We start from the raw sequence: 1,926 nt of genomic DNA, 5'->3' as shown, positions 1-1,926 counted from the left end.
CAGGATAGCTTATCGGTAGCTAACCGTCCCTCCATCCACATGACCAAGCGTTGCACTTATTATCTGAATTCGCGAACCATTTACAGGGCCATTGCCCGAATTGTGGAGGGGAATTAGTACGTCGCCCTGTGCGCCCGGCAAATAAGCTGGTTAAGTTCATGGCTTCCACTGTGCGTGTGCATAAACCTGTGGCATGAAAAAAGCCCGGCATGAAGCCGGGCGGTATAAACTGCACCATAAAGATGAACCAGCAACGGTCCAACTTAAACGTAGTCTATTTATTACTCGGTGTTATGCGGGCGGATCAGAAAAGAGTTATTTCGCAGCGATATCCGCTACTCTTCACATCGCGGCGGTGTTTTTATCCTGAAAATTGCCCCAGGGCGAGATAAACACATTTCCTGTTAGTCCGATTTCCCGCCTGCCGTCAGGCAACATTCAGTAATGCGCCAGGCTGCTGCAGCAACTCAAATAACTCACGCTGGTCAGACGCAGAAATATCCCGGGTGGCGATGCTGCTGCTGTATTGCAGTGACGTAATCCGCCCCAGCAGTCGCCACAGCATCAGCGCGGAAACAATCAGTGCGCAACTCTCTTCACTCTGAATACACAGCAGAGTGTGATGCCATTGTTCATCAAGGTCGTTAGTAAAGAATTGAATGGCTTCGGCAGGCAGCAAGGCACGCAGATCTGGCAGCATGGCTTCGCTGACATGCCAGGAGAGTCGTATGGTTAAGGTGTGTTGAATCAAGCTATTGTCCGTGCCGGGGTCTGTCCATACCCACTCTTTTAATGCAAAAACGTGCTGATAGCCATCATTTCTTACCGGGTATGGCGAATGCCAGGCAAAGAAACGGGGCATTGCAGTGGCGGGTTTCAGTCAGCAGACCGAAAAGTCTGCGTGGCGGGTGATATATCGCAATGTCGCCAGTGACTACCTGACCTGTAACTGGCGGGTCAGGCAGTCGCCGGGTATCAGCCGTCGGCTAAACGGCGCTTTTCCTGTTTGCTGCGCGTCACCTGCTGAACCAGCCAGTAAAGCACGCCTGCCACTGCCAGCGAGTTAATGGTTGGTACACCCCATTCGACGCTCAGACCGACAACACTGCCGGCGATGCTGGCAATGATGGCGCTCCAGCCAATGGCAGGCGTCTCTGCCGGCAGTTCACCGCGTTTAGCCGATTCGTCCAGTGCCGCACGGTGAGTGCGTAACAGGTAATAGTCCACCAGCATGATGCCGATAACCGGTGGGAACACCACACCCAGCACGGTAAGGAAATCGACAAAACGGTCCAGAATCCCCAGCACCGAGAGCAGCGTGCCGAGCAGGCCAATCGCGACCGTGGTCGTGACATAGCGCAGCCGGATGCCGGTGATGCCCTCTACGGCATTGACGATGCCTAATGACGAAGAGTAGAGGTTAATATCGTTAATACGCAGGGTAGAGAACACCACCACCAGCAGACCGATGCCGCCTGCGGTTTGCGACATAATGGTCACCACATCTTCGGTGCCCAGGGTTTTGGCAATCATCAGTGCCAGGCCGTTAACGATAAATTCACCGGCAATGATCGTCAGCAGGGTGATATTCGCCACCTGTTTGCTGTTTCTGGAATAACGCGTCAGGTCCGGAGTAATCAGACTGGCGACAATCGCGCCGCCCACGACCATGGTAATCGCGGCACTGATGGTGACCGGTTCTCCCGCAGGCGGCAGGCCGAGCACCTGATGGATGCTGGCACCTGACAGCGTGGTAACAGAGATAAAACCGACAAGGAAAATAAACAGCGGCACTGCAATTCGGGCGGTAATCCGTAAGGCTTTAAAACCAAAGGCGACCAGCAGAGTAAGGGAAGGTGCGATTTAATCGGTGGGGTTCAGTGGAGTCCTTAGCTGTATTAGCCTTACCTTAGCTGAGCTGTATTA

1 protein-coding gene and 2 pseudogenes are annotated in these 1,926 nt (G+C 53.6%); 1 reads left to right on the top strand and 2 read right to left on the bottom strand.

Features of this window, described 5'->3' with window-relative positions:
- Nucleotides 1-77: 77 nt before the first annotated feature.
- Nucleotides 78-197 (top strand): annotated as a pseudogene (locus ACSZO1_RS22305) (DUF1272 domain-containing protein); the annotation flags it as partial.
- Between the two features lie 230 nt (nt 198-427).
- Here the strand turns inward: ACSZO1_RS22305 and ACSZO1_RS22300 are convergent.
- Both ACSZO1_RS22300 and ACSZO1_RS22295 read right to left on the bottom strand, forming a co-directional pair.
- Nucleotides 428-751: a hypothetical protein gene (locus tag ACSZO1_RS22300; RefSeq protein ID WP_437616557.1), complete on the bottom strand. Its 324-nt coding sequence runs from the start codon at nt 749-751 to the stop codon at nt 428-430.
- A gap of 224 nt (nt 752-975) precedes the next feature.
- Nucleotides 976-1,851, bottom strand: a pseudogene (locus ACSZO1_RS22295) (cytosine permease); the annotation flags it as partial.
- Between the last annotated feature and the right edge of the window lie 75 nt (nt 1,852-1,926).

Origin of the sequence: Erwinia sp. V71 (assembly GCF_965644245.1) — a bacterium.
Lineage (GTDB): Bacteria > Pseudomonadota > Gammaproteobacteria > Enterobacterales > Enterobacteriaceae > Erwinia.
This window is presented reverse-complemented; position numbering and strand designations above follow the sequence as displayed.